This is a genomic window from Nonomuraea sp. NPDC048892, assembly GCF_040649735.1.
Taxonomy (GTDB): Bacteria; Actinomycetota; Actinomycetes; order Streptosporangiales; family Streptosporangiaceae; genus Nonomuraea; species Nonomuraea maheshkhaliensis.
Genome location: NZ_JBEZFZ010000010.1, coordinates 218,927 through 240,092 on the forward strand (window position 1 = coordinate 218,927; position 21,166 = coordinate 240,092).

At 71.9% G+C, this 21,166-nt stretch carries 26 protein-coding genes; 10 read left to right on the forward strand and 16 right to left on the reverse strand.

Annotated features, from left to right (window positions below):
- Positions 1–32 precede the first annotated feature (32 nt).
- Genes AB0C28_RS30925 through AB0C28_RS30940 form a run of 4 tightly spaced genes read left to right on the forward strand, consistent with a single transcriptional unit; the run spans position 33 to position 2,721 of the window.
- Entirely contained in the window at positions 33–710 is a 678-nt protein-coding gene (locus AB0C28_RS30925) for an ABC transporter ATP-binding protein (protein WP_358079456.1), read from the forward strand.
- On the forward strand, positions 707–1,312 hold the full coding sequence (locus AB0C28_RS30930) for an energy-coupling factor transporter transmembrane protein EcfT (protein ID WP_357860992.1): 606 nt from the start codon (positions 707–709) through the stop codon (positions 1,310–1,312). The genes AB0C28_RS30925 and AB0C28_RS30930 overlap by 4 nt, the downstream gene beginning before the upstream one ends.
- A 39-nt stretch (positions 1,313–1,351) precedes the next feature.
- Complete coding sequence (locus AB0C28_RS30935) at positions 1,352–1,702, forward strand: metalloregulator ArsR/SmtB family transcription factor (RefSeq protein ID WP_358079458.1); 351 nt, start codon at positions 1,352–1,354, stop codon at positions 1,700–1,702.
- Positions 1,699–2,721 carry a VOC family protein gene (locus AB0C28_RS30940; protein WP_357860985.1) on the forward strand — a complete coding sequence of 341 codons (1,023 nt, stop codon included), beginning with the start codon at positions 1,699–1,701 and terminating at the stop codon, positions 2,719–2,721. Before AB0C28_RS30935 ends, AB0C28_RS30940 begins: the two co-directional genes overlap by 4 nt.
- A gap of 93 nt (positions 2,722–2,814) precedes the next feature.
- On the opposite strand, the gene AB0C28_RS30945 is transcribed toward AB0C28_RS30940, so the two are convergent.
- Positions 2,815–3,597 (reverse strand): SDR family oxidoreductase, encoded by a 783-nt coding sequence (locus AB0C28_RS30945; RefSeq protein WP_357860982.1) that lies wholly within the window; start codon positions 3,595–3,597, stop codon positions 2,815–2,817.
- 89 nt (positions 3,598–3,686) lie between these two features.
- Here AB0C28_RS30945 and AB0C28_RS30950 point away from each other — a divergent pair, with 89 nt between their 5' ends.
- Complete coding sequence (locus AB0C28_RS30950) at positions 3,687–4,292, forward strand: TetR family transcriptional regulator (protein WP_357860979.1); 606 nt, start codon at positions 3,687–3,689, stop codon at positions 4,290–4,292.
- Positions 4,293–4,566: 274 nt separating this feature from the next.
- On the opposite strand, the gene AB0C28_RS30955 is transcribed toward AB0C28_RS30950, so the two are convergent.
- The 7 genes from AB0C28_RS30955 to AB0C28_RS30985 all read right to left on the reverse strand — a co-directional run bounded on the left by AB0C28_RS30955 (position 4,567) and on the right by AB0C28_RS30985 (position 9,499).
- A complete protein-coding gene (locus AB0C28_RS30955; RefSeq protein WP_358079460.1) occupies positions 4,567–5,022 on the reverse strand; it encodes a hypothetical protein in 456 nt (151 codons plus the stop codon).
- Positions 5,016–5,216 (reverse strand): hypothetical protein, encoded by a 201-nt coding sequence (locus tag AB0C28_RS30960; protein ID WP_358079462.1) that lies wholly within the window; start codon positions 5,214–5,216, stop codon positions 5,016–5,018. The genes AB0C28_RS30955 and AB0C28_RS30960 overlap by 7 nt, the downstream gene beginning before the upstream one ends.
- 85 nt (positions 5,217–5,301) lie before the next feature.
- The gene (locus AB0C28_RS30965) at positions 5,302–5,619 is read right to left on the reverse strand and encodes a hypothetical protein (RefSeq protein WP_357860973.1); all 318 of its coding nucleotides are present in this window, start codon (positions 5,617–5,619) and stop codon (positions 5,302–5,304) included.
- Positions 5,620–5,690: 71 nt separating this feature from the next.
- Positions 5,691–6,419 carry an aspartate/glutamate racemase family protein gene (locus AB0C28_RS30970; protein WP_358079464.1) on the reverse strand — a complete coding sequence of 243 codons (729 nt, stop codon included), beginning with the start codon at positions 6,417–6,419 and terminating at the stop codon, positions 5,691–5,693.
- Between the two features lie 48 nt (positions 6,420–6,467).
- Positions 6,468–7,838 carry a UDP-N-acetylmuramoyl-tripeptide--D-alanyl-D-alanine ligase gene (gene murF / locus AB0C28_RS30975; protein WP_358079573.1) on the reverse strand — a complete coding sequence of 457 codons (1,371 nt, stop codon included), beginning with the start codon at positions 7,836–7,838 and terminating at the stop codon, positions 6,468–6,470.
- A gap of 5 nt (positions 7,839–7,843) precedes the next feature.
- Positions 7,844–8,800: a D-alanine--D-alanine ligase family protein gene (locus AB0C28_RS30980; RefSeq protein ID WP_357860967.1), complete on the reverse strand. Its 957-nt coding sequence runs from the start codon at positions 8,798–8,800 to the stop codon at positions 7,844–7,846.
- A gap of 117 nt (positions 8,801–8,917) precedes the next feature.
- The gene (locus AB0C28_RS30985; protein ID WP_357860964.1) at positions 8,918–9,499 is read right to left on the reverse strand and encodes a TetR/AcrR family transcriptional regulator; all 582 of its coding nucleotides are present in this window, start codon (positions 9,497–9,499) and stop codon (positions 8,918–8,920) included.
- A gap of 82 nt (positions 9,500–9,581) precedes the next feature.
- On the opposite strand from AB0C28_RS30985, the gene AB0C28_RS30990 reads away from it, so the two are divergent.
- On the forward strand, positions 9,582–10,355 hold the full coding sequence (locus tag AB0C28_RS30990; protein ID WP_358079466.1) for an oxidoreductase: 774 nt from the start codon (positions 9,582–9,584) through the stop codon (positions 10,353–10,355).
- Between the two features lie 34 nt (positions 10,356–10,389).
- Positions 10,390–10,725: a VOC family protein gene (locus AB0C28_RS30995; protein WP_358079468.1), complete on the forward strand. Its 336-nt coding sequence runs from the start codon at positions 10,390–10,392 to the stop codon at positions 10,723–10,725.
- A 1-nt stretch (position 10,726) separates the two neighbouring features.
- On the opposite strand, the gene AB0C28_RS31000 is transcribed toward AB0C28_RS30995, so the two are convergent.
- The gene (locus tag AB0C28_RS31000) at positions 10,727–11,326 is read right to left on the reverse strand and encodes a TetR/AcrR family transcriptional regulator (protein WP_358079470.1); all 600 of its coding nucleotides are present in this window, start codon (positions 11,324–11,326) and stop codon (positions 10,727–10,729) included.
- Between the two features lie 112 nt (positions 11,327–11,438).
- Here AB0C28_RS31000 and AB0C28_RS31005 point away from each other — a divergent pair, with 112 nt between their 5' ends.
- A complete protein-coding gene (locus tag AB0C28_RS31005; RefSeq protein WP_358079472.1) occupies positions 11,439–12,254 on the forward strand; it encodes an SDR family NAD(P)-dependent oxidoreductase in 816 nt (271 codons plus the stop codon).
- A 3-nt stretch (positions 12,255–12,257) separates the two neighbouring features.
- Here the strand turns inward: AB0C28_RS31005 and AB0C28_RS31010 are convergent, their stop codons facing one another.
- The 3 genes from AB0C28_RS31010 to AB0C28_RS31020 all read right to left on the reverse strand — a co-directional run bounded on the left by AB0C28_RS31010 (position 12,258) and on the right by AB0C28_RS31020 (position 14,556).
- Complete coding sequence (locus tag AB0C28_RS31010) at positions 12,258–12,992, reverse strand: phosphotransferase (protein WP_357860949.1); 735 nt, start codon at positions 12,990–12,992, stop codon at positions 12,258–12,260.
- Positions 12,993–13,032: 40 nt separating this feature from the next.
- Entirely contained in the window at positions 13,033–13,878 is an 846-nt protein-coding gene (locus AB0C28_RS31015) for a M55 family metallopeptidase (RefSeq protein WP_358079474.1), read from the reverse strand.
- Between the two features lie 105 nt (positions 13,879–13,983).
- The gene (locus AB0C28_RS31020; protein ID WP_357860943.1) at positions 13,984–14,556 is read right to left on the reverse strand and encodes a helix-turn-helix domain-containing protein; all 573 of its coding nucleotides are present in this window, start codon (positions 14,554–14,556) and stop codon (positions 13,984–13,986) included.
- A gap of 136 nt (positions 14,557–14,692) precedes the next feature.
- On the opposite strand from AB0C28_RS31020, the gene AB0C28_RS31025 reads away from it, so the two are divergent.
- A complete protein-coding gene (locus AB0C28_RS31025) occupies positions 14,693–15,430 on the forward strand; it encodes an SDR family oxidoreductase (protein WP_357860940.1) in 738 nt (245 codons plus the stop codon).
- A 43-nt stretch (positions 15,431–15,473) separates the two neighbouring features.
- Here AB0C28_RS31025 and AB0C28_RS31030 read toward each other — a convergent pair whose 3' ends face one another.
- The 4 genes from AB0C28_RS31030 to AB0C28_RS31045 all read right to left on the reverse strand — a co-directional run bounded on the left by AB0C28_RS31030 (position 15,474) and on the right by AB0C28_RS31045 (position 20,780).
- Positions 15,474–16,370 (reverse strand): TauD/TfdA family dioxygenase, encoded by an 897-nt coding sequence (locus AB0C28_RS31030; RefSeq protein ID WP_358079476.1) that lies wholly within the window; start codon positions 16,368–16,370, stop codon positions 15,474–15,476.
- Positions 16,371–16,593: 223 nt separating this feature from the next.
- The gene (locus tag AB0C28_RS31035; protein WP_358079478.1) at positions 16,594–19,506 is read right to left on the reverse strand and encodes a hypothetical protein; all 2,913 of its coding nucleotides are present in this window, start codon (positions 19,504–19,506) and stop codon (positions 16,594–16,596) included.
- Positions 19,503–19,931: a hypothetical protein gene (locus AB0C28_RS31040; protein WP_357860931.1), complete on the reverse strand. Its 429-nt coding sequence runs from the start codon at positions 19,929–19,931 to the stop codon at positions 19,503–19,505. The genes AB0C28_RS31035 and AB0C28_RS31040 overlap by 4 nt, the downstream gene beginning before the upstream one ends.
- Before the next feature lie 114 nt (positions 19,932–20,045).
- Positions 20,046–20,780, reverse strand: coding sequence for a Clp protease N-terminal domain-containing protein (locus AB0C28_RS31045; RefSeq protein ID WP_357860928.1), 735 nt, complete (start codon positions 20,778–20,780; stop codon positions 20,046–20,048).
- A 163-nt stretch (positions 20,781–20,943) separates the two neighbouring features.
- On the opposite strand from AB0C28_RS31045, the gene AB0C28_RS31050 reads away from it, so the two are divergent.
- Positions 20,944–21,159: a hypothetical protein gene (locus AB0C28_RS31050; RefSeq protein ID WP_357860925.1), complete on the forward strand. Its 216-nt coding sequence runs from the start codon at positions 20,944–20,946 to the stop codon at positions 21,157–21,159.
- Positions 21,160–21,166: the final 7 nt, after the last annotated feature.

Genomic DNA, 21,166 nt, shown 5'->3' on the forward strand with positions numbered 1-21,166 from the left:
GTTGATGGCCGCCCCGTCAGAGGTGGTCTGAGATGAGTATCGACTTCGCCGACGTGCACGTTCGCCTGGGTGAGCGCGACGTGCTGCGTGGCGTGACCGCCTCCCTGTCCGAGAGCCGTGTCGGCGTGGTCGGGGCCAACGGCTCGGGCAAGAGCACGCTGGCCCGCCTGATCAACGGCCTGGCCGTGCCGACGTCCGGCAGCGTCACCGTGCTCGGGCTGGACACCCGCCGCCACGGCCCGCGGATCCGGCGCGGCGTCGGGTTCGTCTTCACCGACCCCGACGCGCAGATCGTGATGCCCACCGTGGCCGAGGACGTGGCCTTCTCCCTGCGCCGCAGCAAGCTGCCGCGCGCGGAGGTCGAGCAGCGTGTGCACGAGGTCCTCGGCCGTTACGGCCTGGCCGGCCACGCCGACCATCCCGCGCACCACCTGTCGGGAGGCCAGAAGCAGTTGCTGGCGCTGTGCTCGGTCATGGTGCTGGAGCCGCGGATCCTGGTCATGGACGAGCCGACCACGCTGCTGGACCTGCGCCACTCCCGCCAGGTCGCCGCCCTGCTGCGCGAGATGCCGCAGCAGGTGCTGGTGGTGACGCATGACCTGCCGCTGCTGGCGGGCTTCGACCGGGTGCTGGTGATCGACGAGGGCCGCGTCGTCGCCGACGGCGCCCCCGACGAGGCCATCTCCTTCTACCGGAAACTGATGGCGTGAACGGCCTGCTCGGCGCGTACGTCCCCGGCTCCTCGCCGCTGCATCGCCTCCCGGCCGGCGTCAAGCTGGCCGGGCTGGCCGTGGCGTGCACGGTGCTGGTGCTGCTGGGCTCGCCGCCGGCGCTGGGGGTGGCGGCGGTCGTGGTGGCGGGCCTGTACGTGCTGTCGCGGGTGGGCCCGGCGGCGGCGTGGGCGCAGGTCAAGCCGGTGCGCTGGTTCGCGGTGGCGCTGTTCGGGATGCAGTGGGTGTTCGTCGATCTGCAGGGGGCGCTGTCCACGGTGCTGCGGGTGGTGCTGGCGGTGGCGCTGGCCGGGCTGGTGACGCTCACCACCCGCGCCTCGGCCATGATGGCGGCGCTGGAGCGCTGCCTGTCGCCGGCCAGGTTCGTCGGGCTGGACCCGTTCCGGCTGTCGTTGCTGCTGTCGCTGACCATACGCAGCGTGCCGGTGGTGGCGGAGCTGGCCACTCGCGTCAGGGAGGCACAGCGGGCCAGGGGCGTCGAGCGCAGCGTGCGGGCGTTCGCGGTGCCGCTGGTGGTGGGTTCGCTGCGGCACGCCGACGCGCTGGGGGAGGCGCTGAGCGCCCGCGGCCTCGATGACTAAGGATTGACTTATATAAGGCTGTACTGAAATACTCTGGTCGTGCACGCTTTCGACGTTCTCGGAGATCCGGTGCGTCGCCGGATCCTGGAGCTGCTCGCCGACGGCGAGCAGAGCTCCGGCGAGGTGACCGCTGTCATCCAGCGCGAGTTCGGGATCTCCCAGCCGGCCGTCTCCCAGCACCTGCGGGTGCTGCGCGACAACGGGTTCGCCAGTGTGCGGGCCGAGGGCACCCGGCGGCTCTACGCCGTCGAACCGGGCCCGCTGCAGGAGGTCGATCTCTGGCTGGAACGCTTCCGCGGGTTCTGGGACCAGCGCCTGGACGCCCTGGCGACGGAGCTGGCCCGCGGCAGGCGAGAACGCCGCAGGAAAGACGATACGGAGGACAAGTGAAAAAGATCATCGACGAGCTCACCCAGGCGCACAGGGAACTGCTCGACGGCGAACGCAAGGTCGTGGTGCTGCGGCGCCACTACGACGCCGAGATCGAGGACGTCTGGCAGGCGTGCACCGACGGCGAGCGGCTCTCCCGCTGGTTCCTGCCCGTCAGCGGCGATCTGCGGCTGGGCGGCACGTACCAGCTGGAGGGCAACGCCGGCGGCGAGATCCTGCAATGTGAGCCGCCCAGCCTGCTGAGGGTCAGCTGGCTCTTCGGCCCCGACCCCGGCTTCTCCGAGGTCGAGGTGCGCCTGACCGGCAAGGACGGCGGCACCGAGCTCGAACTGCGGCACACGGCCGAGGTTCCGCCGGAGTTCTGGGGACAGTTCGGCCCCGGCGCGGTCGGCGTCGGCTGGGACCTGGCGCTGCTCGGCCTGGCCCTCCACCTGCGCGGCGGCGAGCGGGTCGACGAGGCCACCTTCCACAAGACCGAGGAGGGCCGCGCCTACATCACCGGCAGCTGCCAGGCCTGGGGTGAGGCCCACCGGGCGGCGGGCGCGCCGGCCGGCGAGGTCGCCGCCGCCGTCGCCATGACGACCGCCTTCTACGCCCCCGAGGAGGAGCCGCCCGCGCCGCCGCAGCAGAAGGTGACCCCCTTCCTCATGTTCCAGAAGGGCGACGCGGAGGAGGCGATGAACTTCTACGTCTCGCTCTTCGACGACGCCAAGGTCGTGCATGCCGAGCACTACGGCCCTGGCGAGCAGGGCAAGGAGGGCTCGATCAAGCTCGCCCGCTTCACCCTGGCGGGCCAGGAGCACATGTGCATCGACAGCAACGTCAAGCACGACTTCGAGTTCACGCCGTCGATGTCGCTCTACGTCACGTGCGGCAGCGAGGAGGAGCTGGAACGGCTGTACGGCGCGCTCGTCGAGGGCGGGCAGGCGCTGATGCCGCTCGGCTCCTATGGTTTCAGCACCCGCTTCGGCTGGGTCAACGACCGCTTCGGCGTCTCCTGGCAGCTCAATCTGCCGTGAGGGCGCGCGGGTGCGCGGCTGATTCGCCGACGGCGGACCCGTCAGCGGATACGCCGGCGGGTTCGTCGGGGGATCCGTCGGCGGTCGCAGGGCTCACACCAGGGCCTGGCCGCCGTCGACGGAGAGCACCGTGCCCGTGATGAGGTTGTTCGCCATGATGAACAGCGCCGCCGAGGCCGCCTCCTGCGCCGTGCCGAGCCGGCCGATCAGCAGTCCCTGCCCGGCGGCCGCCACCGCCGCGTCGTCGGCCAGCCCCATCACCGCACGCGACAGCGGCGTGTCGATCGCCCCGTAGCGGACGGCGTTGACCCGCAGCCGCCGCGGCGCCAGCTCCACCGCCAGCGCCTTGGTCAGCGCCTCCACCGCGCCGATGCCGGCGATGCTCGCGGACGCTCCGGGGACGGGGCGTACCAGGTAGAGGCCCGAGGTGAAGGTGATCGAACCGCCGGCGGGCAGGCGGGGGGCGGCGGCGCGGGCGACGCCGTACGAGCCCCAGATGCGTCCGTCCACGGCCTCGCCGACCTGCTCGCGCGGCGTGTCCAGCAGTGCTCCGCCGGCGATGGAACCTGCCGTCACCAGGACGTGGTCCACCTCGCCCACCTGGTCGAGCGCCCGTTCCACCTCGCTCTCGTCGTTGCCGTCGGCGGAGATCCCGAGCGCGGAGGCGCCGGGCGTCGCGCGTAGGTGGTCGAGTGCGGCCTCCAGGCGGCCCGGGTCGCGCGCGACCAGCGCGACCCGGGCTCCGACCGAGGTCAGCAGCGCGCCGGCGGCCAGGCCGATGCCGGAGCTGCCTCCGATGATCATCACAGTACGGCCTTCCAGCGCCGTGGGCAGGGGAGAGCCGGTCGGCATGGGGGCGAGCGTGGTCGTGGTCATGGTGGTCCCTTTCAGAAATAAACCATCTGGTTGGTTTAGACTGTCCCGCGAGGAGGCGAAAAAGTCAACTGGATGGTTTAATTGCCGGTATGAGATACGACGCGGAGGCGACCCGGCAGCGGATCTTTCAGGCCGCCACCGCCGAGTTCGCCGAGCACGGGCTGGCCGGCGCGCGGATCGACCGCATCGCCGCCGCCGCGCAGGCCAACAAGCAGGCGATCTACCTCTACTTCGGCGGCAAGGAGAAGCTGTTCGGCCTGGTCGTACGGGCCAAGATGGACGAGATCTGCCACGCGGTGAACCTCGACCCCCGCACGCTGCCCGAGTCGGTGGGGCTGCTGTTCGACTGGTACGCCGAGCATCCGGAGCTGATCCGCCTGCTGCTGTGGGAGTCCCTGGAGACCGACGGCGACCGGATCGAGGGCGGAGAGGAACGCCTGCAGTTCTACCGCGGGAACGTGGACCACCTGCTGGAGGCGGGCCTGGAGGACCGGGAGACGGCCCAGGACTGGCTGTTCACCATCCTGGGCCTGGTGGCGTGGAACTTCTCCGTGCCGCAACTGCGCCGCCTCATCCTGGATGAGGCGGACCAGGAGCGGGCCATCGCGCGCCGCCGCGCCATCGTGGTGGACCTGGCCCGCGCCCTGTCCGAACGGACGCTGGCCGAACGCGCGGAGGCCGCCGCCGGCCGCTGACGGTGCCCGACCGATGTCCGACCGCTCCGCAGCGCAGCGGAGAAAAACGACACGATCAGACGTTGATCTGACATGAGCGATTCGAGCGGTGAGCCGGGCCGTTCAGCGGGCAGCGGGCGCGCGGGAGCGGGAGCGAAGGTAGCGGCCGGGCTGCTCATCGTCCTGACGGTTCCGGTCGGGCTCGGGGCGGGGCTTGGCGCGCTGTGGGCGGCGGCCGCAGCGAGTGGCAACCGGTACGTGGCGCTCGCCGTGGCCGCGTCGGTGCTGGCGGGCCTCACCTGGTGGTTGTGCCGGTCGGCGCTGCGGCGGGTGGCGGGCTCACGGGTACGGCGCCTGCTGCCGATCGCGGTCGCCGGGCTGGTGCTGACGGCCGCCGCCGTACCTCTCGCGGGCCTGCTGTCCGGCCCGCCACCGTCCCGGCCGATCGTCGCCGGGCCAGGAACGCGGTACTGGGACCTGCCGACCGGTCGTCGCCGAACAGGCCCAGCGCGGACAGCGCCCAGGCGTCGCCGTGCAAGAACAGCGCCCAGCCCAGATCGGCCAGCGAACGCCGGTCGCAGGCGTCGCGCACCGCGTCCAGCGACTCGTCCTGCTTCTGGGCCAGCGCGACGAGCCGCCTGGTCGCGGCGGCGGGCAGGGCCAGGCCGCCGCCCTTGAGCAGCACCTGCGGCAGGACGTCGGGCTCGGCGTAAGCGGGCAGCCGGGGCGCCCGGCCCGGCGCGGTCAGCACCGCCGGGACGTCCGAGGCGGCGCGTCAGGAACCCGCGGCGCCGGGGCCGGACCGGACAGCTCAGGATGGGCCTTGAGGTGCGTGCGGAGCAGCCCGGCGGCGGGCAGCGCACCGCCCCGTCGCAGGTGCAGGTCTCGGCGCAGGTGCTCGGGGAGGATCAGGACGTCCTCGGCCGGCGGGAAATGATCATCCATGGCGGATCACCGTAGCTGAGCCGGCTGACATTAGTTCCGGGTCCGGCGGGGTACTCCAGCGCTCGGGTGCCGGCCCGCCTGCTGATCAGCGGGGGCGGCTGAGGGCGGCCTCGGCCAGGTCCGTCCACCGCCCGGCCGAGGTGTGCGGCACGACCACCCAGTCCTTCATCTCCCTGCCCTGCCCCGAGGGGTCGAACAGGCACGCCCCGGCCAGCCGCAGCGCGGCCGCGTGTTCGGGCGTCTCCCTGACCAGCCGGAACACCATCGCCCCGTCGCGCTGCAGGCTCGCGAACACCTTCCCCGCCTGATCCTTGAGCGCGGGCCGGCCCATCATCCGGGAGATCCGTACCCCCAGGTCGGCCAGCTCCGCGCCGACCTGCTTGAAGTCCTCTTCCGCGCTCATCGTCGGTCGGCCCCCGAGCTCTCATGGCGGAGTGGCGCGATCGTCCGCCCGCCGTTCCGGCAGAACGGCGATCAGGCTAGTGGGCCGGAGCCGGGCTCATCAAGCGCGGATCCGGCGAGGGCGAAGGCGGCCGCGGCCTCCGCGTGCAGCCGGGCGCTCGGCAGCACAGGGACGGGGGTGTCCTTCTCGCCGATCAGCAGCTCGATCTCCGTGCAGCCGAGAATGACGGCCTCGGCACCGTCGTCCGCCAGGTCGGCGACGATCCGGGCGTACGCCTCCCTGGACGGCTCCCGCAGCACCCCGCGCACCAGCTCCTCGAAGATCACGCGATGGACGAGTTCGCGCTGCTCCCGCCCCGGTACGACCACGTCGAAGCCGTGCGCGGCCAGCCGATCGCGGTAGAAGGGCTGCTCCATGGTGAAGCGCGTGCCCAGCAGGCCGACCTTGCGCATCCCCCTGGTACGCACCTCGGCGCCCACGGCGTCGGCGATGTGCAGCACGGGCACGGTCGCGGCCCGCGCCACGTCGTCGCTCACCCGGCTGAAGGTGTTGCTGCAGATGAGCAGGACCTCGGCGCCGAGCCGCTCCAGTTTCCCGCCCGCCTCGGTCAGCAGCGCGCTCACCTCGTCCCAGCGGTCGGCGAAGATGAGGTTCTCGACGGTGGTGTAGTCGACCGACCAGATGAGGCTGTCGGCGGAGTGACTGCCGCCGAGCCGCTCGCGTACCCGCTGGTTTATGATCTGGTAGTAGATCACCGTCGATTCCCAGCTCAACCCGCCGATGAGGCCGATGGCGCGCATGGAACTCCGTTTCGCTCTCGTGTGCATGATGGGGCTCGGTGCGGGCGGTCAGATGCCGACCAGCGCGCGGGCGCAGGCCCCGAGGCCGACCTCGCTGGACGCCTTGACGAACACCACGTCTCCCGGCTGGATCAGGGCCGTGGCCAGCGTGATCGCCCCGGCCACGTCCTCGACGGCGTGGACGGACACGTTCCGGCTCGCGGCGGCCGCCTCACCGGCCAGCGCGACCGGATCTCCCGATCCGACCGCGATCAGCAGGTCGTAGCCGAGTTCGGCGACGAGCCGGCCGATCTCGGCGTGCCGGGCGCGGGAGACGTCCGCCTGCTGCCCCATCGCGCCGAGCACGGCGACGCTGCGCCGGTTCCCGGCCAGGGCCCTGGCCGCGTGCAGCCCGGCCCGCATGGATTCGGGGCTGGCGTTGTAGGCGTCGTCGACGACGGTGACGCCGTCGGCCCGTTCGACGATCTCCAGCCGGCCGGACGAGCGCCGCCGGGCCGCGTTCAGCCCGGCGGCGATCTCGCGCGCGTCCAGCCCGAGCACGGTCGCGACGGCGGCGGCCGCCACGGCGTTGCCCACCTGGTGCTCGCCGATGAGGTCGAGCTCGACGGGGGCCCGGCCGGAGGGCGCCACCAGCTCGAACGCGGTCCGCCCGCGCCCGGCCGGCCGCACGTCCTCGGCCCGCACCGGCGCCTGCGGCGACCGGCCGAAGCGCACGATCTGGGCCTTCGTGCGGCCCGCCATGCCCATGACGTACGGGTCGTCGGCGTTGAGCAGCGCGAACCCGTCCGCCGGCAGGGCCGCGACCAGCTCGCCCTTGGCCTCGGCGATGTCGGCGGGCCCCGCTCCCATGCGCTCGACGTGCGCGCTGCCGACGTTGAGCACCAGCCCGACCAGGGGCGGCGCGATGCCGGTCAGGTACGTCAGGTCGCCCTTGCGGCCCGCGCCCATCTCCAGCACCAGGTAGCGGGTGCCGGCGTCGGCCCGCAGCACGGTGAGCGGCAGCCCGAGCTCGTTGTTGAACGAGCGGTCGGTGGCGACCGTCGCCGCGTGCCGTTCGAGCACCTGGGCCAGCAGGTCCTTGGTGGTGGTCTTGCCCACCGAGCCGGTCAGGCCGATCACGACCGGGCCGATGCGGCCGAGCACGTGCCTGGCCAGCAGGCCGAGCGCGACCTGGACGTCCTCGACCACCAGCGCGGGCACGCCGACGGGCCTGGAGGCGAGCACGGCGACCGCGCCGGCCGCGACGGCGACGCCCGCGTAGTCGTGCCCGTCCACCCGGGCGCCGGCCGTCGCGGCGAAGAGGCCGCCGGGGACCACCTCGCGCGAGTCGACCGCCGCCGGCGCCGTCACCAGCGCCCCCGGATTGTCCACGTCGTACGGGGCCGCGCCGACGACCTGCGCGATCTCCTCCAGCGTCATGGGGATCACGAGCCGCTCCTGGCGAACGCGAGGTCGATGAGGCGGCGCAGCAGCTCCGGGTACGGGACGCCGCTCGCGGCCCACGCCCTGGCGTAGACGGAACGGGCCGTGAAGCCGGGCATGGTGTTGATCTCCAGCAGATGGATGTGGCCGGTGTCCTCCTCGTAGAGGAAGTCGGCCCTGGCCAGGCCGTAGCCGTCGATGGCCCGGAAGGCGCGCAGGGACAGCTCGCGTACGTCCTCGGCCACCCGCTCCGGCAGCTCGGCGGGGATGGTGGCGATCTCGGCCTGGCTGAGGTATTTGGCCTCGTAGTCCAGCCAGGCGCCGGGCACGATGAGCTCGCCGGGCACCGAGGCGTCCGGGGTGTCGTGGTCGCCGAGCACGCCGCAGATGAGCTCGCGGGCGCGTACCTCCTGCTCGACGACGACCGTCCGGTCGTGGGTGAGCGCCAGTTCCACGCCCGCGCGCAGCTCGTCCATGGTGGTGACCCGGGAGATGCCGATGGAGGAGCCCAGGCCGGCCGGTTTGACGTACATCGGCCAGTCGAGCGGCTTCACCAGGCCCCACGGGTCGGTGGTGGCCCGCCATTCGTGCTCGGTGAACCACACGTAAGGGGGCACCCGGATGCCCTCGGCGAGGAACGCGCGCCGCATCGCGACCTTGTTCATGGCCACGGCCGAGGCCAGGACGCCGCAGCCCACGTACGGGAGGCCGAGCGTCTCCAGGTGGCCCTGGACGACGCCGTCCTCGCCGAACGGCCCGTGCAGCACGGGGAAGACCACGTCCGCCTGGTCGCGGCCGAAGTGCGCGGGCCATCTGCCCTGCCGGTCGATGATGACGGCGACGGGCTCGTACAGGTCTCTCGGCAGAGCGTCCAGCACCGCCTGCGCCGACTGCAGCGAAACCTCGTGCTCGGCGGACGGCCCGCCCGCCAGCACAGCCACGCGCACGCGTTCAGTCACGATCGATCAGCCTTCCTCAGTGGCACGGGGGAGCGCCGGTCCCGTCACGCGGGACCGGGCCTCCACCACTGTCGGCCGCCGGTGTCCCCGCCTCGTCAGCGCCGTGTCATCGTTGTGTCACGGGTGCGACCCGGCGGACGCCGCGCCGTGGCGCAGGCCGTCGTGCAGGATCGTGGCGATGCGGATCGCGTCCTCCTGCCAGCCGTTGGCGCGCATCGAGCAGATGCCGCCGAGGCCGCGCAGCAGGACGCGCCCGGTGACGCCGTCGCGGAGCAGGCCGGCCGCGACTCCGGCGGCGAGGAGGTCGTCGAGGGCGCGGGCCATCTCCTCGCGCGCGTCGTCGAAGACCGGCGAGTCGGTCGCCATGATGCTCTCCAGCGCCTCGCCCATCCCCCTGCTCACCGCCGCGTGCTCCACGAGCAGCAGGAGGAAGGCGCGCAGGGCCTCGTCGGGAGCGTGCTCGGCGAGCAACCGGGCGGGGGTGGCGCAGAGGTCGGCGACCTCCTGGCGGTAGACCTCGGCGACCAGCGCCTCGCGCGTGTCGAAGTGGCGGTACAGCGTGCCGACGGCCACGCCGGCGCGGCGGGCGATCTCCTCCACGTGGGCGTCGTCGTCGGCGAGGAACGCCTCCCGTGCCGCGGCCAGGAGCGCTTCGCGGTTGCGGCGGGCGTCGGCGCGCAGCGGGCGTGGTGACGGCAATGGTCCTCCCTAAGGTGAGTCCGGTTCAGTATATGTGTAGAGTTTCCGGAGTCCGATTCACCTTATTGAGGGGGTCATACCCATGACGATCGATCACGAAGAGCCGGCCGGCCTGCGCGTGCTGGTGACCGGCGCGAGCCGGGGGCTCGGGCTGGCCACGGCTCGCCGCTTCGCCGGGGCCGGCGCCACCGTCCTGACGGCCTCGCGTACCGCGCCTCCTGACGACCTGCCCGCCACCTTCATCCCCGCAGACCTGCGCTCCGAGGAGGGGGTGGAGGAGCTCGGCCGGCGCGTGGTGGAGCGCGCCGGAGGCGTCGACGTCCTGGTCGACAACGCCGGAGCGACGGCCGGGCCGGCGCCGACCCTGGAGCGGTCCGACGCGTCGTGGCTGGCCGACCTGGAGATCAACCTGCTCAGCGCGGTCCGGCTGGACCGGATCCTGGTGCCCGGGATGGTCGAGCGCGGCTCCGGCGTCGTGGTGCACGTCTCCTCCATCGCCAGCCACATCCCCCAGCCCGACGAGGCGTCGTACGCGGCGTCGAAGGCGGCGCTCAACGCCTACAGCCGCGAGCTGGCGACGGCGGTGGGCCCGCACGGCGTGCGCGTGGTGTGCGTCCTGCCGGGGTTCGTCGTGACCGAGGGCGCGGCCGACCATCTGCGGCACATGGCCGACAGCCAGGGAGTGAGCGTCGAGGAGATGCAGCGGCGGCTCGTGGAGCACCTGAAGGTCCCGATGGGGCGGCCCGGCCGGCCCGAGGACGTCGCGGAGCTGATCGCGTTCCTCGCCTCGGACCGTGGCCGCTGGCTCACCGGAGCCCAGTACCGGGTGGACGGCGGCATCATCCCCGTCGTCTGAACCGCCCTATCCGCATCGCATCGAGGAGAGCATCATGACCTTCAGCCTTCTGTCACTCGTCGTGGACGCCGCGGATCTGGAGGGCGAGAGCTCGTTCTGGCACCGGCTGCTCGGCGGCACGGTCACGCGGACGGCGACGCACCACTTCCTGCAGATCGACGGCTTCCCCGTGATCGTGATCCAGCACGCCCCCGGGCACGTTCCGCCGCGCTGGCCGGACGGCATTTCCCAGCAGTTGCACGTCGATCTCGCCACGGACGACGTGGCGGGTGCGGACGAGCGGGTGCGTGCCGCCGGCGGCACGCGGCTGAGCCCGGCCGGGGTGTACGCGAGCCCGGCAGGACACCCCTTCTGCGTCCGCCCGGCCTGAGTCAGCCGGCCGGGCGCATAGCCCTGAGGAAGGCTTCGACCAGGGCGTCGGCGTAGTCAGGGGTGAGCGGTCCCGTGCGCAGCAGCCAGCGCTGGTAGAGGGGGGCGTACAGCAGCTCAAGGGCCAGGTCGAGATCGGCGTCGGCGGCGAGCTGCCCGGCCCGCTGCGCGCTGCGCAGCCGGTCCTTCTTGGCCTCGTCCACCGGGCCGGCCAGCTTCTCGCGATACTGGGCGGCCAGCGCAGGATCGTTGATGATCTCGGCGTTGAGCGCGCGGATCGGCCCCTCGAACGCCGGGTCGGCAAACTCGGCCACCGTCGCCCGCATCACCGCCCTGAGGTCGGCCGCCACGTCGCCGGTGTCGGGCAGCGCCATGCTGCCCTCGGGACCGGCCTCGCTGAGGGCGAGGAAGGCGTCGAGGACGACCGCGCCCTTGGAGGGCCACCAGCGGTAGATGGTCTGCTTGCCCACGCCGGCGCGGGCCGCGATGGCCTCGATGGTCAGCTTGGCGTAGCCCACCTCGGAGATCAGCTCGCGGGCGGCGGCGAGGATGGCCTGCCGGGAGCGCTCACTGCGGCGGGCGGGGTCGGGCTGCTTCACCATGGCCGGGATCCTATCACGTCGGCGAGACGAGACGTACCGTCTTGACAATGTGGCAAGACGAGACGTAACGTCTTGTCTCGTTCGACGACGAATCTGCATAAAGGGGATTGCAATGAGCCGAGTGTGGTTCATCACCGGTGCGTCGCGCGGCCTGGGCCGGGCGTTCACGGAAGCCGCTCTGGAGGCGGGGGATCGGGTCATCGCGGCGGCGCGGAACATCGAGCCGCTCGCCGACCTGGCCGCCGAGCATCCGGACCGTCTGGTACGGCTCCCGCTCGACGTGTCCGACCGGGCGGCCGTGTTCGAGGGCGTGGACAAGGCGGTCGCGGCCTTCGGCCGGCTCGACGTCGTGGTCAACAATGCCGGCGCCATGCTGCTCGGCATGGTGGAGGAGGTGACGGAAGAGCAGATCAGGGCTCATTTCGCGGTCAACGTGTTCGGCGCGCTCTGGGTCACCCAAGCTGTGCTGCCGCACCTGCGCGCCCAGGGCGGTGGCCGCATTCTCCAGGTCACGACGATGGGCACGGGCGGCGGCTTCCCCATGACCGGCCTGTACGCGGCCGGCAAGTCGGCGCTCGACTCGATCTCCGAGGCAGTGGCCATGGAGGCGGAGCAGTTCGGCGTCAAGCTCACCATCGTCCAGATGGGCGGCTACGACACCGCCCTGTTCACGACCGGCACGACGACGACCGACCCCTTGCCGCACTACCAGGGGCTGCGCGACCAGCTGATCGAAATGTGGGGCGACGAGGCCGGGCCCGCGCCGAGCACGGCTGCGCCGGTGATCATGGAGCTGGCGGGGCTGGCGGATCCGCCGCGCCGGCTCGTCGTGGGCAGCGCGTCGTACGACATGGTGCTGGCCGGTCTGGAGGAGCGGGTGGCGGCGTACCGGGCCTGGGAAGACCTCAGCCGCAAGGCCGCCGGGTGACTCTCAGATGGCCCGGACTTCGGCGAGCCGCTTGACCGCGTACTCGTCGTCCCAGCAGACGGCGGCCTCCCACGCGGCCGACGCCTGCGCGGCGACGTCGTACGCGCCGTCGTCCAGGCCGGCGGCGTTGCCGGGCAGCACCAGGTCGAGCTCGGGAACGTCGACGTGCGCCTCGTCCCAGTCGATCAGCGCGACCCGATCGGCGGTCACCCGGACGTTGCCCAGGTTGTTGGAGTCGCCGTGGACGACGCACGTCTCACGCCCGGCGAGCCGCGCCCACGCCGCCCGGCACCGGGCGACGCCTTCTGCGGGCATCGCGCGGAGGTCGACCTTCGTCCCGGTCTCGGCGTGCAGGAGGTCGGCCGACGACCGCCAGCCCGGGCGTTGCGGCCAGCCCCGCGTCAGCTCGTGCAGCCGGCGCAGCGTCTCGGCCGCGCGCCGCCAGTCATCCTCGGTCTCCGGTGGGACGCCCTCCACGTACGTCATCACCACCAGGCCGTCCGCGAACAGCCGGCCGTCCGCCGTGGGGATCGGCACCGGCACGGTCAAGCCCTCACGGTCGAGGTAGCGGAGCAGCTCGGTCTCCCACGCGAGGTCGGCGTCGCTCCTGCCGCCGAGCCGTCCGACCGCGAACCGCCCACCGACGCGCACACTCCACACGTCGTTGGCGACCCCACCGGTGAGCGGCTCGACGCGGGCGGCGTCCGCGCCCCACCGCTTGAGTGTCTCCCATCCCATTGAGCAGATCTTACGCGTGGCGGGGCCCACGCCTGGGGGGTCACCGCCGGGCCACCACGGCGGCGGTGTCCCTGGTCGCGTTCGCCGACAGGTGCAGGCAGGCGGAGATCAGCCGGATCAGGTCCTCGGTGCTGCCGACCTCGCGGACGAGCCCCAGGCCGCCGAGGCGCCGCGCTTCGGGCACGTACATGGCGTAGTCGCAGGCCAGCGGGGTGGTGAACTCGATCTCGACACGCATATCGTCCGGCACCGGCGGGCACTCCAGCCCGGCGTGACCGGCCACGGCGTCGCGGGCGGCGGACCTGATGCGCTCGGCGGCCACCGACGGGTGCGTGGAGGTCGCCGCGTGGAAGCCCGCCGCCCGTTTCACCGGCACGGTCAGCACCCCGGGCAGCGCCTTGGCCGCTGCGGCGCAGACCAGGTCGTCACCGGTGACCAGCCCTACGGGCACGCCCAGCGCCGCCGCGTGAAGGGCGTTGACCTCAAGCTCGCCGACCGGCGCGCCGTTCACCCGGATCTCGCGGAAGGCGCCGGAGAAGCTGTGCGCCAGCACGCCCTGCTCGCCCGCCGCCGCGTGGTAGCCGACGAGCAGGGCGACCGCGTCGCCTTCCGTGATGCCCTGCATCATGGCCAGCGGTTTGGGCGAGCCGGTCACGACTTGGGCGCGCGGGTCCAGCTCGGCGTGGAGCAGGTTGTCCATGCTGCCGTGGCTGTCGTTGACCACGACCTCATCGGCGCCGGCGTCGAACGCGCCCCTAATGGCGGCGTCGGCCTCGGCGGTCATCAGCCGCTGGGCGTGCACGTAGCCGGTGCCGCCGCGTACGGCCTGATCAAGGGTCGCGACGCCCGCGACTCCTTCCATGTCGATCGAGATGAAGACTCGCATGCCCGCGATCTTAGTGACGCCCCTCGTCCGGGACCGGCACCCGCCCGGCGGCGCGGGGACGCCCGGACACGGCGGCGCTTCGCGTGCCCCGCGACGGAAGTGGTGTCACGAGCGAACCCTGAGGCCGTCCAGGGTGAGATCGAGCAGGCGTTCGGCCTGCTCCCGCTGCTCGGGCGCGGCCGAGCTGAGGGCGATGCCGGCCAGGGCGGCGCCCAGGTCCGCCGGGCTGATGTCGGTGCGGATCAGGTCGGCGGCCAGGCAGGCGTCCATCAGGGCGGTGATGGCGTCCTCGATCATCTCCCGGCTGTGCCTGTAGGGGTTCTCGCCCGTGGCCGCGATGGCGCGCAGGGCGTCGGCCATGCCGAGCTTGGCGGTCACGTAGTCGAGGAAGAGCCGCGTCCAGGCGCGCAGGGCCTCGTAGGGCGGATGCGCCGCGAGCAGATCCGGTACGGCGTCGCACAACTGAGCCACCTCGTTGCGGTAGACCGCCTCGATCAGCGCCTCCCGGGTGGGGAAGTTGCGATACAGGGTGGCGGTGCCCACGCCCGCCTCCTTGGCGATGCGTTCCAGGTGGGCGTCCAGTCCCTGCTCGGCGAAGACGCCTGCCGCGGCCGTGATGATCTTGTCCCGGTTGCGGCGCGCGTCGGCCCGCAACGGGCGCGGTGCGTTCTGGCTCATCTGCGGCCCGTCGTCCCCTCTCCGTTTGCTAAACGGAGGCGTGCCCACTTACGCTGCCAATAAGTGGTGGCGCCTCCACTTCCACTGTAGGTCATCGGCTGGCCTGCACACGTACCTCGGGAAAGGACTGCTGATCATGACAGGCATCGCAGGAAAGGTGGTGGCGATCACGGGCGCCAGCAGCGGCATCGGCGCGGCCACGGCGACGTACCTCGCGGAGAGAGGCGCCCGGCTGGTGCTCGGCGCGCGCAGGAAGGACCGGCTGCGCGAGGTGGTGGACCAGATCGTCGCCCAGGGCGGCGTGGCCGTCGGGGAAGTCGTCGACGTGACGCGCCGCGAGGATCTGCGGCTGCTCACGGACACGGCGATCGACCGGTACGGCCGGCTCGACGTCCTGGTCTCCAACGCCGGCACGATGGCGGTCTCACCCTTCGACGACCTGCGCCAGGACGACTGGGACGCGATGGTCGCGACCCACGTCACCGGCCTGCTGAACGGCATCGGCGCGGCCCTGCCCGTCTTCCGGCGGCAGCGCTCGGGCCAGTTCGTCAACGTCGCCTCGACCGCGGCCTACGTCGTGAAATCGCCCCAGGGCGTCTACGCGGCCACCAAGGCGGCGGTCAAGGTGCTGACCGAGGCGCTGCGCCAGGAGTCGGGGCCCGACCTGCGCGTCACCCTCGTCTCACCCGGCTTCACCAACACGGAGGGGGTCGGCAAGGGGGCAGCCCCTGAGACGGCAGCGGCGATGATCCGGCAACGCGACGAGATCGCCATCCCGCCGTCGGCCATCGCGTCGGCGATCGGCTTCGCCATCGAGCAGCCGGCGGGCGTCGACATCAGCGAGATCGTCGTCAGACCCACCGCCCAAGCCTGACGCTCGCGGGCGCCGACGCCCGCCGCGCCCCCACCGGCCACCGTCACGTCGCCAGCCAGAGGCGCAGTAAGTGACGGCGGCGTTCAAGTTGGGGGTGATCGGTGTAGGCGGTGCGGCTGTGCAGGACGACGTGATTGTTGAGCAACTGCAGGTCACCGGGCCGCAGGTCCATGGTCAGCGCGAAGCGGGGGTCGGCGGTCAGCCGGTCGAGCAGCTCCATCACCTCTGCCTGCGCGGGGGTGAGCGGCGGCACGCCGGCGCCGCGCAGCGCCGAGCGCAGGTAGTCGGGGCCGTAGGCGAAGGACACCCCGCCGTCCGGGCGCGGCGTGCACAGCGGCTTGGTGTAGAAGCTGTCGGGGCCGTCTCCGGTGCGGCGGTCGTGCCACCACGGCTGGTAGAGCACCTGGGCCAGGTCGGGGCGGGTGCGTACGACCTCGTTGTGCACCGCGACGGAGCTGACGATGGAACTGAGCCCGCCGGACCGCGCCGGACGCAGACACAGCAGGGCGACGGCGTCATACGGGTCGCTGTGGTAGCCGAGCCGCCCGCTGTGCTGGTAGCTGCGGGTGACGGCGCCGGCCGGGTCGGCCCCGGTGTCGCGTACGTGTCTCAGCGGCGCCCCGTCCGGGCCCTGCGGGATGATCTGCCCGACGTGGCCGGTCAGACCCAGCGCGGCGGCCTCGCACTGCCGCTCGCTCAGCTCACCCACCGGCACGCCGCGCAGCAGCACGAACCCGCGGCCGTGCACGAGCCGCTCACGTACCTCCCTCAGGACGGGTCCAAGCGTCGGCAGCCGGAATCGCCCGGCACCCGGCCCAGTCCTTGCGGCGTCGAGGATCTCCCGCTGGGCTCGCTCGTCGAGGTGGACCTGCCAGTCGCCGCCGTCACGGACCTCCGCCGCCATCCATCCGGCCGGTCCTGACACCTCCGTCACCGCCATCGCGCCGATGCCTCCCTTCCTTCGCCCGGTACCTCGCCTCCTCAACGATCGCCCCCGCATCAGCCGTACGGGACCCGTCATCGCCCACGGCGGAACGTCTTCGCCGACAGCGCAAGACCGGCAGCGCAAGACCGGCAGCGCAAGACCGGCAGCGCAAGACGTTGTCGGAACATCCGTTCCAGCATGCGGGCCGCACTGCGAAGGTCGTGAAGCCGCGCCGGCCTCATCCTCGAGGACGTGGCCGGACCAGCCAGAACAGGACCGCCACCGCAACCCCGCTGAGCGTCGCCTCCAGTGGCCCCCTCCCAGCCGTCAAGCTGAGGACGAAGGCGACCGCCCCCAGCGCGGGCGCAGTCACCAGGCCGACCTTGGTACGCAGGTTCATGGCACGCCTTGGCGGTTCGTCCTGGCCAAGGCCGAAGAGGTTCGCGAACAGATTGGGGAACATGTTGTCGATCTGGTCCTGCAGCCGCGCCGCTTCCCGTGCCTCGGCCGCCGCACGCCTGCGCTTGCCCTGGACTCTGGCCAGTTGCTCGCGGGCCAGATGCAGGTCGATCACCGCTCTGAGCACGCCGACATCCTGGACGAGCCGTTCGTAGAGTGCGACCCTCTCGCCGGCGGCGCCCACGGCCTCCTTCTTCCTGCCCAGCGCGACCAGCAGGGTGACGAACTGGTCGAGCATTCGCGCCAGCTCCAGCCTGGCCGCTGCCTGTGCGTCCGGATCGGCCGGATCCTCCTCCGTGACGGCCGCGCGCAGCCGCTCCGCTGTTTCCCGCGCGTAGGGCAGGGCCTCCTCCTGCCTGTCCAGCGCGGTGAATACGGTCGCCATCCCGGCGAGCATGTTGGTGAGCAGGGGACCGCCGAAGTCTCGGACGGCGACCAGGTGCTCCTGGCCGATGGCGAGGGCCTCTTCCCACCGTTCCAGCCGCTGGTACATGCCCATCAAGCTCACCACGTTCCTGGCCAGCGCTGACTGGAAGGTGCGGATCGGGTGTCTGGCGACGGTCTCACGCGCCAGCGCCACGGCCTCGATCGCGGCCCGCACCCCGTCATCGTGGCGTCCCACGGTGAACAGCTGGGCGGCGTGCGTGCCGAGCATCGTCGGCACCCGGTGCCCGAACGCGTCAGGGTCCGCCTCGGCCAGCCGCCTGCTCAGCGTCATCGCCTCCTGCGAGGCTTCGATCGCCTGCTCCTCGCCCCGCTTCAGCGTCATCCGCAGGTACGCGAGATTGCCCAGGGCCATGGCCAGGCCGCCTTGGAAGTCGAGGTCGTCGGGGTCGGCGGCCACTGCCAGCCGGTGGTTCCGCACGGCCTCCCGCGCCGACTCGATCGCCTCGCTGTTCCTGTCCAGCTGGTAGGCGAGCATTGCGCGGTTGCCCAGTGCCATCGCCAGGTTGAACGGGTCGTCGAGGCCGCGGAGCAGGTCCACCGCTTCCTCCACGGCCGACATGGCCTCCTCGTCGCGATCGGTGCCCATGAGCAGGTTGGCGAGGTTGTTCAGGTTGATGGCGAAGAGGCCCGTGAACCGCGCCGGGTCCTCTCCCACGAGGGCGCGGTAGCCCTCGATCGCCCGCTCCTCGTGGGTGACCGCGTCCTGCGTGCGGTCGACGACCAGCAGGCGGCGCGCGAGAGTGGCGTGGAGCTCAGCTCGCGTGGCCGGGTCGACGCCGGTGGCCAGGCGGTAGGCGACGACGCGCTCGGCGACGGCAGCGATTCCAGCGTCGAGGTCGATGTTCCTGCGCTCGGGGAAGAGCCTCTCGACCGCGTCGAGCACCGCCGGATCGAGGTGCGGTACCTCGGCGAGCGCGGTGAGCGCCGCTCCACCTCCAGCCAGCGCCAGGGCCGGATCCGCGGAAAGGACGTCGGCCAGGCTCTTGCCCACGTGCGGCCACCTCGTGGCCGACGAGGCGAGAAAGGTGATGGCCCGTCCCGCGTAGGCGGGTGGGTCGCCGTCATGGGCCAGCAGCCCGGCGATCGCGCCCGGCGTCCACGGGTCGGCGCCGCCGGCCGCATGGCCGGGCAGAGCCAGCGCCAGCAGGTCCTCCGCCAGCCTGTCGGGGTAGAGCGGTTCCAGGACCCGATCCGGCTCGGCCGGCGGGTAACAGACGGCATGATCGTCGATCAGCTCGTGCGGGTGCCTCGGCAGGCCCAGCCCGCCCAGCACCCCTGCCGCCGCCTCGTAGTTCTGGGCGCCGGTCAGGACAGCGGTGAACACCGTCCTGGCCATCATCTGCGGAGGTGTCGACAGGGCCTGGTTGTCGTGCAGCTCCGTCCAGTGGCGGCGTTCGCGGTCGAGCAGGTAGGCGGAGAACTCCGACGGATCGCCGGGCGGGCTGACGCCTCTGGCGCGTGCGTCGACGGCTACCAGGGCGGCCATGTGCAGGGTCAGCACGAGCTCGAATCCGGGGTCGTCGAGGCGAGGCGGCGCAACCGCATCCGGTACGGCCAGGCCGTACCGTTCGCAGAAGCAGTCGTGAGCGGCGGTGAACACCCGTTCACGGTCGATCGCCTTCCGGGGTAACGGTCCGAGCGGTAGGTCGCCGGTTCGCGCGCCACGTTCGGTCAGTACGGCACGCAGCGCCGGCCAGGACCGCGTCGACCTGGCCACCAGCAGCACCCGCGTGCGTCGATGAGCGTGCAGCAGCGCGTTGGCGAACAGCCAGCTCAGGTGGGAGAGGGGCCACCGATCCGCGTAGTCGACGATCAGCAGCAGGCCGGGCGCCGCCCCGGGGAGCAGGTTCTGGCTCCCGGGAGAGGGGACGGCACGGTGGGCGGCGGTCACGACCTTCCAGCCGCGCTCAGCCACCAGGTCGGCGAACGCGGACACCAGGCGGGTCTTGCCCTGGCCGCCCGGGCCGTGCAACCAGCGCGCCGCCAGTTGCGGCCCCTCCAGCCACGAGGTCAGGTCGGCGAGTTCGGCCTCGCGCCCGTCGAAGGCGACGACCTCGTGGCGGGCGTCGAGCAGCCTGGTGGGCTGTTCGAGCAGCCAGGCGGCGTCCACGGCCGGTGGTCGTGCCCGCTCGATCAGCGTGTAGACGGGACCCGCGTCCTGGAAGACGTTCAGGTCCGCCCCAATGACGCCGTACGCGAAGCCGGCCTCGGCCTGGACCGTCTGTCGGAAGAGCGGCTTCTTCACCGAGCCGGGTCGTCGATGTCGCCGTGGATGATGACGTTGCCCCCTTGCGCGGCGAAGATCCTGCCGTGGTCGCGGGCGATGTTGTTCTGCACCCACGTCATCGACTTCTCCGGGAGCCCGGCCTGCAGCTCGGTCACCAGGTCGCGCAGCTCGCCGGCCAGCTCTGGATGCTCTTCGAGCAGATCCTCGACCTCCAGCTGCCACGCGCCGATCAGCGCCTGGCGGACCCGGTCTTCGTCCTTCCGCGCCACCCGGCCCGCGTTGGTGTCGAGCTGGGCGTCGATCCTGTCCAGTTCGGCCTGGCCGCGCCTGGAAAACAGGCGGGAGAAGCCCGACTTGGCGCTCTCCCATCCGTCTGTGGCCATCGCGCCCACCAGGGTGGTGGCTGCGGTGGCGGCGAGAGCGGACAGAGCCTCTGTGAGCATCGAATCTCCTTCGGGGGAAGCCTGCCACGAGTGTCCATCCCGGGGAGGATCATTTCAATCGTCGAGCAGCCGCCAGATGAGAGAGCGATCTCGTTCCGCGGCGGCCCGGCGGGGTCACGCGTTCTTCGAGCGCAGGATCCGTTCGACCGCGGGTACGATCTCCGCCTCCGCGGGCTGCTTGGCCACGCCGAGCCCGGCCAGCGTGCGCACCACCGGCGCGTCGTCCAGCGACAGGATGCCGAGCAGGAGGTGCTCGGTGCCGACGAAGTCGTGTTCGAGGCGCAGGGCCTCGCGGGCGGCCAGTTCGAGGGCCTTTCTGCCCTGCGCGGTGAACGGTGTCGGCTGGTCGGGCCGCCCGTCGCCGGGGCCCAGGTCGGCCGTGACGGCGTCCCTGACCGCGTCCAAAGAGGCGCCCAGCGCCACCATGGTCGTGGCGGCCAGCCCTTCGGGCTCGCGCAGCAGGCCCAGCACCAGGTGCCCGACCTCGATGTGGGCGTGGCCGCCGGTATGGGCCTCTTCCTGTGCCTTGACGAGGACGCTGCGTGCCTTGTCGGTGAAGCGGGAGAAGGTGCGCAGGTCCTCCTGAAGGGAACTGGCGTTGCCGCTGCTCTTGGGCACGAAGCGCTTCTGCACGGCTTGCTTGCTGACCCCCATGCTGCGGCCGATGTCGGTCCACGAGGCGCCGGAGCGCCTGGCCTGATCGACGAAGTGGCCGATGAGGTGGTCGGCGACCTCGCCGATGTGCTCGGCCAGGGTGACGGCGTCGGACAGCTCGCCGAGCGGGTCGCCGTCCGGGTGGCGGTCCTTGATCGTGGTGATGAGGTCGTCGAGACGTACGTTGCTCTGCATGCCGTCAACTATAGGTTGACGCATTCCAATCGTCAACCATTGGTTGACGGACGCTCTGGCAGGAGAGGTGGCTGCGCTGGGCGGCCGGGTCGTTGGGTGCTTCGTTCAGCGACGGGGGATCTCGGGTGGGAAGAAGGGCGGGGCTCCCGGGGGGAAGGGCAACATGAGCCGGCCGTACTCCTCCAGGACGCTCATGAGCACGGGGAAAGTCCGCGAGATCGCTCAGGAGCGCGCGGAGGCGGATGCCACGGCGGTGGTGTTCTTCAATCCGCTGACCGGCAGGCAGCGTACGGTTCTCAGCGAACTGCTCGGCTGCCCGGTGTTCAGTCGCGCAGATCTCCAGCCGCCTGGAGCATCCGGAGCCGGCTGCGATGAGTGAACGCGAG

Excerpts from the sequence above, each read along its gene's own strand:
- AB0C28_RS30925 (WP_358079456.1), top strand. The coding sequence starts at position 33 with ATGAGTATCGACTTCGCCGACGTGCACGTTCGCCTGGGTGAGCGCGAC.
- AB0C28_RS30945 (WP_357860982.1), bottom strand. The coding sequence starts at position 3,597 with ATGACCACGACCACGCTCGCCCCCATGCCGACCGGCTCTCCCCTGCCC.
- AB0C28_RS30950 (WP_357860979.1), top strand. The coding sequence starts at position 3,687 with ATGAGATACGACGCGGAGGCGACCCGGCAGCGGATCTTTCAGGCCGCC.
- AB0C28_RS30960 (WP_358079462.1), bottom strand. The coding sequence starts at position 5,216 with ATGGATGATCATTTCCCGCCGGCCGAGGACGTCCTGATCCTCCCCGAG.
- AB0C28_RS30965 (WP_357860973.1), bottom strand. The coding sequence starts at position 5,619 with ATGAGCGCGGAAGAGGACTTCAAGCAGGTCGGCGCGGAGCTGGCCGAC.
- AB0C28_RS30970 (WP_358079464.1), bottom strand. The coding sequence starts at position 6,419 with ATGCGCGCCATCGGCCTCATCGGCGGGTTGAGCTGGGAATCGACGGTG.
- murF (WP_358079573.1), bottom strand. The coding sequence starts at position 7,838 with ATGACGCTGGAGGAGATCGCGCAGGTCGTCGGCGCGGCCCCGTACGAC.
- AB0C28_RS30990 (WP_358079466.1), top strand. The coding sequence starts at position 9,582 with ATGACGATCGATCACGAAGAGCCGGCCGGCCTGCGCGTGCTGGTGACC.
- AB0C28_RS30995 (WP_358079468.1), top strand. The coding sequence starts at position 10,390 with ATGACCTTCAGCCTTCTGTCACTCGTCGTGGACGCCGCGGATCTGGAG.
- AB0C28_RS31000 (WP_358079470.1), bottom strand. The coding sequence starts at position 11,326 with ATGGTGAAGCAGCCCGACCCCGCCCGCCGCAGTGAGCGCTCCCGGCAG.
- AB0C28_RS31005 (WP_358079472.1), top strand. The coding sequence starts at position 11,439 with ATGAGCCGAGTGTGGTTCATCACCGGTGCGTCGCGCGGCCTGGGCCGG.
- AB0C28_RS31010 (WP_357860949.1), bottom strand. The coding sequence starts at position 12,992 with ATGGGATGGGAGACACTCAAGCGGTGGGGCGCGGACGCCGCCCGCGTC.
- AB0C28_RS31015 (WP_358079474.1), bottom strand. The coding sequence starts at position 13,878 with ATGCGAGTCTTCATCTCGATCGACATGGAAGGAGTCGCGGGCGTCGCG.
- AB0C28_RS31020 (WP_357860943.1), bottom strand. The coding sequence starts at position 14,556 with ATGAGCCAGAACGCACCGCGCCCGTTGCGGGCCGACGCGCGCCGCAAC.
- AB0C28_RS31025 (WP_357860940.1), top strand. The coding sequence starts at position 14,693 with ATGACAGGCATCGCAGGAAAGGTGGTGGCGATCACGGGCGCCAGCAGC.
- AB0C28_RS31030 (WP_358079476.1), bottom strand. The coding sequence starts at position 16,370 with ATGGCGGTGACGGAGGTGTCAGGACCGGCCGGATGGATGGCGGCGGAG.
- AB0C28_RS31040 (WP_357860931.1), bottom strand. The coding sequence starts at position 19,931 with ATGCTCACAGAGGCTCTGTCCGCTCTCGCCGCCACCGCAGCCACCACC.
- AB0C28_RS31045 (WP_357860928.1), bottom strand. The coding sequence starts at position 20,780 with ATGCAGAGCAACGTACGTCTCGACGACCTCATCACCACGATCAAGGAC.
- AB0C28_RS31050 (WP_357860925.1), top strand. The coding sequence starts at position 20,944 with ATGAGCCGGCCGTACTCCTCCAGGACGCTCATGAGCACGGGGAAAGTC.